This window comes from Actinomadura sp. NPDC000929 (genome assembly GCF_040492065.1).
Classification (GTDB): domain Bacteria; phylum Actinomycetota; class Actinomycetes; order Streptosporangiales; family Streptosporangiaceae; genus Spirillospora; species Spirillospora verrucosospora.
The window spans coordinates 1-4,403 of record NZ_JBEUPA010000275.1 but is presented as its reverse complement, the minus strand read 5'-3'; the positions used below and the strand labels follow the sequence as shown (position 1 = coordinate 4,403).

5 protein-coding genes are annotated in these 4,403 nt (G+C 74.7%); 4 read left to right on the top strand and 1 reads right to left on the bottom strand.

Annotation, left to right across the window (positions count from 1 at the left end):
- The 3 genes from ABWI04_RS41770 to ABWI04_RS41760 all read left to right on the top strand — a co-directional run.
- Positions 1–397: PTS sugar transporter subunit IIA (locus ABWI04_RS41770; protein ID WP_353835869.1), on the top strand; the 397-nt coding region annotated here is incomplete at its 5' end.
- Entirely contained in the window at positions 390–1,133 is a 744-nt protein-coding gene (locus ABWI04_RS41765; RefSeq protein WP_353835868.1) for a sugar isomerase domain-containing protein, read from the top strand. The genes ABWI04_RS41770 and ABWI04_RS41765, both read left to right, overlap by 8 nt.
- Before the next feature lie 99 nt (positions 1,134–1,232).
- Positions 1,233–1,490 carry an EF-hand domain-containing protein gene (locus ABWI04_RS41760; protein ID WP_345186766.1) on the top strand — a complete coding sequence of 86 codons (258 nt, stop codon included), beginning with the start codon at positions 1,233–1,235 and terminating at the stop codon, positions 1,488–1,490.
- 82 nt (positions 1,491–1,572) lie between these two features.
- On the opposite strand, the gene pgi is transcribed toward ABWI04_RS41760, so the two are convergent.
- Complete coding sequence (gene pgi, locus ABWI04_RS41755) at positions 1,573–3,201, bottom strand: glucose-6-phosphate isomerase (RefSeq protein ID WP_345186768.1); 1,629 nt, start codon at positions 3,199–3,201, stop codon at positions 1,573–1,575.
- Positions 3,202–3,393: 192 nt separating this feature from the next.
- On the opposite strand from pgi, the gene ABWI04_RS41750 reads away from it, so the two are divergent.
- On the top strand, positions 3,394–4,403 hold a 1,010-nt coding region (locus tag ABWI04_RS41750), incomplete at its 3' end, for a hypothetical protein (protein ID WP_353835867.1).

Here is a 4,403-nt window from a genome sequence, read left to right as displayed (position 1 = left end):
CTGGCGGGAGGCCGTCCGCACGGCGGCCTCCGCCCTGGTCGCCGCGGGCGCGGCGGGCGCGGGCTACCCGGAGGCGTGCGTCCGGGTGGTGGAGGAGAACGGCCCGTACATCGTGCTGACCAAGGGGCTCGCGCTCGTCCACGCCCGCCCCGAGGAGGGCGGCCTGGCCGTCGGCGTCGGCGTGACCCGGCTGGCCGGGCCCGTCGAGTTCGGCCATCCCGACAACGACCCGGTCGACCTGCTGCTGGCGTTCTGCACGCCCGACCCCGACGCGCACGTCGGCACCCTGTCCGGGCTGGCGCGCGCGCTGTCGGGCGGACTCGCCGACCGCCTGCGCGCCGCTTCCGGCGAGGACGACCTCGCCCGCATCCTGAAGGAGGCTCTGCCGAATGCCTGACGCGGCGTCCTCGGGGTTCCCCGCCAGGGTGCGCTCCCTGCTCGACGACCTCGACTCGACCTCGGGCGGGGCGGCCGGCGACGCGGCCGCCCTGCTCCTCGACGCGATCGAGGCCGGCGGGATCGTGCACGTCGCCGGCGCCGGGCACTCCCTGGCGATGGTGTTCGAGACGTTCTACCGGGCCGGGGGCCTCGCCGCCGTCCGCCCGATCTGGGACCCGGCCGTCTTCCCGCTCGACCACGCGCTGCGCAGCACCCGCGCCGAGCGGCGGGACGGGGTGGGGCGCGCCGTCGTCGAGAAGGCCGCGCCCGCCCCGCCCGACGTGGCGGTGGTGTTCTCCACCAGCGGCCGCAACCCCTACCCGGTGGAGGTCGCGCGGGAGTGCGAGGCGCGGGGCGTGCCGGTCGTCGCGGTGACGTCGGCGCGGGCGTCGCGGGGCGCGGCGGCGCGGACCGACACGACCCTCGCCGACCACGCGGCCATCGTGCTCGACACCTGCGTCCCGCCCGGGGACGTGCTCCATCCGGCGGGCGCGCCGCGCACCGCGGCGGTCTCCACCGTCCTCGCCGCGTACGCGTGGGCGCGGGTGCTCGCCGACCTCGACGACCTGGCGGCGGCGCGCGGCGTGGAGCCGCCGCGCTGGACGAGCGCGAACGTCCCCGGCGGCGACGAGGTGAACGCCGCGCTGCTGGAGCGCTACCGCCACCGCGTCCCCGAGCTGACGGGCGAGGGCTGACCGGGGAACCGGGCATCCTCCCGCGGCGTTTCTCCTAGGGCCGGCCCACACCTGTTTGACATGATGCGGGGTCAACTTCGGACCTGAACGAGGAGCGAGATGACGACGAGACCGACCGGGGACGAACTGCTTGCCGTGTTCACGCGCGGGGACCTCGGCGGCGACGAGAAGCTCGACCTGATGGAGTTCACGCTCGTGCTGGAAGAGCTCGGACTGTCCTGGACGCGAGCCGAGACGCAGGACAGGTTCGAGAGGGCGGACAGCAACCTCGACGGCTTCATCTCCTACGGCGAGTTCCGCGCCGTCCTGGAGTCCCAGGGCTGGGTCCAGGGGCCCGTGCCCGGCGCGCGCGCCTGACGGCCCGGCGCGCGCCTGACGGCGAAGGGAAGGGCCCGCCGGTCGACCGGCGGGCCCTTCCGCGCGTCCCGGACCCGCCGGGTCAGACGCTGCGGCCGCGCAGCTCGCGGTACCTGCGCACGAGCGCGCCGGTGGACGGGTCGGGCGCGTCCGACGGCGGCTCCTGCGAGGTGAGCGCCGGGGCGAGGTCCATCGCCATGACCTTGCCGAGCTCGACGCCCCACTGGTCGAAGGAGTCGATGCCCCAGATCGTCCCCTCGACGAAGACGATGTGCTCGTAGAGCGCGACGAGGGAGCCGAGGGTCTTCGGGGTGAGCTTCGGGGCGAGGATCGTGCTGCTCGGCCGGTTGCCCGGCATGACCTTGTGCGGGACGACCGCCGCGGGCGTGCCGTCGGCGGCGATCTCCTCGGCGGTCTTGCCGAACGCGAGCGCCGAGCTCTGCGCGAGCATGTTCGCGATGAGCAGGTCGTGCATCCCCTCGCGGTCCTCGAACGGCTCGGCGAAGCCGATGAAGTCCGCGGGCACGAGCCGGGTGCCCTGGTGCAGCAGCTGGTAGAAGGCGTGCTGGCCGTTGGTGCCGGGCTCGCCCCAGAAGATCTCGCCGGTCTGCGCGATGACCGGCGCGCCGTCGGCCCGCACCGACTTGCCGTTGGACTCCATCGTGAGCTGCTGGAGGTAGGCGGGGAACCGCGACAGCCGCTGGCTGTAGGGCAGGACGGCCCGGGTCTGCGCGCCGAAGAAGTCGGTGTACCAGACGCCGAGCAGGCCCATCAGCACCGGCATGTTCGCCTCGAACGGCGCGCTGCGGAAGTGCTCGTCGACCTCCCGGAACCCGGCGAGCATCTCGCGGAACGCCTCGCCGCCGATCGCGATCATCAGCGACAGGCCGATGGCGCCGTCGAAGGAGTAGCGCCCGCCCACCCAGTCCCAGAACCCGAACATGTTGGCGGTGTCGATGCCGAACTCGGCGACCCGCTCGGCGTTGGTCGACACGGCGACGAAGTGGCGGGAGACGGCGTCGTCGCCGAGCCGCTCGGTGAGCCACCGCCGCGCGACCTTGGCGTTGGTGAGGGTCTCCAGCGTCCCGAACGTCTTGGAGCTGACGACGAACAGCGTCTGCTCGGGGTCGAGGCCGGCGAGCTTGCCGAGGATGTCGGCCGGGTCGATGTTGGAGACGAACCGGCAGGAGACGCCCGCGTCGGCGAAGTCGTGCAGCGCCTCGTAGGCCATGGCGGGGCCGAGGTCGGAGCCGCCGATGCCGATGTTGACGACGGTCGTGATGCGCTTGCCGGTGGAGCCCGTCCACTCCCCCGACCGGACGCGGCCGGCGAAGTCGGCCATCCTGTCCAGGACGGCGTGCACGTCGGCCGCGACGTCCTGCCCGTCCACCGTCAGGGCCTCGCCGGGAGGCAGCCGCAGCGCGGTGTGCAGGACGGCGCGGTCCTCGCTGACGTTGATGTGCTCCCCGCCGAACATCGCCTCGATCCGGGCGCGCAGGCCCGCCCGCTCGGCGAGCGCCGTGAGCAGCGTCAGGGTCTCGCCGGTGACGCGGTGCTTGGAGTAGTCCAGGTACAGGTCCCCCGCGGTCACGGTCATCCGGTCGGCGCGCCCCGGGTCCTCCGCGAAGAGCTCGCGCAGGTGCCGCCCGGCGATCGCCGCCTGGTGCTCGGCCAGCGCGGTCCATTCGGGCGACTCGGTGATATCAGCCATTGCCTCTCTCATCTCCTCGTGGGGGCGGGGGCGTACCCCCGCGGGCGGGCGCCGAACGTCCCCCGGGCACCGCGCCGCTCCCACGGCGATCATAGATTCGACCGCGCGTGACCGTATCAGGGCCGTCCCCGCGCGCGCAGCGATCCGCCCTAGGGCCGCCACCCGGCGGGCTCCGGCGCTAGGGTCCCGCCCATGGGAGCCCGCGCGAACTTCGCCCTCATCGACGGAAACGGCCTGCGGCTGCACTATTCCCACTGGGCCGCCGACAGCGTGTGCTCGGTGCTGGCCGCGGGCCCGGCCGCGGCCGGGCGTTTCATCTCCGCCCAGCACCGCCTCGACGACCCGGCCCGCGACTGGCTGGACGACGGGTGGGCGGAGGGCGGCGCGGTCGTCGACCACACGACCCGGCGATTGATGTTCTACGGCGACCAGCTGACGGCGGAGGTGCCCTGCAAGCGGGCCTATCTCTCGCTGCTCGCGCTGACCTGGCCGGGCTGGACGGTGCGGTGGGCCTACGACGGCATCGGCGACCTCGCCGCGGCCGCCGGTGTGGACCGCGCGGTCGTCCGCCGCCCCGACGAGGAGGAGCGCGACCTTCCAGGCGAGGCGGAGGCCGACCTGGAGTGGGAGGTGCACCTCCTCACCGTCCGCGCCGCCGGCCGGGTCACCGCCTACCCGCTGTTCTCGGAGGTCCACACCGCCTGGCAGGGCCCCGGGCTGCTGGAGCGGCTGCCCGCGGGCGGACGGCCGCGGCTGGATCTCGGGACGATCCCCTCCGGCGGGCTGCACGTGGACGCCGCCGCCCGCACCGCAGGCGCCTGGCTGAGCCACCACGGCACCGGGCTGGTGCCGGAACTGGAAGGGCTGTGGCCCGGCTGGCGCGTCGAGTTCTGGGAGGACCGGTACGAGGAGCAGGTCGCCCGCTGCGAGGGCGCGGTCACCGTGCCGGACGCGGACCCTGCCGCCGCGCTCGACGAGGTGCTCGCCGGGATGGCCCGCACGCGAGGGCACGATCCGGTGCCAGGGATGCTCGCCGCCGTCCGCCGGCACGCCGGCGACCGGAGGGTGGAGCTGAACCCCTCCTTCACCGCGCACCGGCAGGTTGACGCCACCGACGCCGAATGGGAGGCGGTCCTGAGCGCCGCCGGGCGGCTGCGCGCCCGCCTCGCCGCGGGCCACGGCGGGCCCGCGGGGGGCGCCGC

Bases quoted from the DNA above. Each gene is read 5' to 3' on its own strand.
- ABWI04_RS41765 (WP_353835868.1), top strand. From the start codon at position 390: ATGCCTGACGCGGCGTCCTCGGGGTTCCCCGCCAGGGTGCGCTCCCTG.
- pgi (WP_345186768.1), bottom strand. From the start codon at position 3,201: ATGGCTGATATCACCGAGTCGCCCGAATGGACCGCGCTGGCCGAGCAC.
- ABWI04_RS41760 (WP_345186766.1), top strand. From the start codon at position 1,233: ATGACGACGAGACCGACCGGGGACGAACTGCTTGCCGTGTTCACGCGC.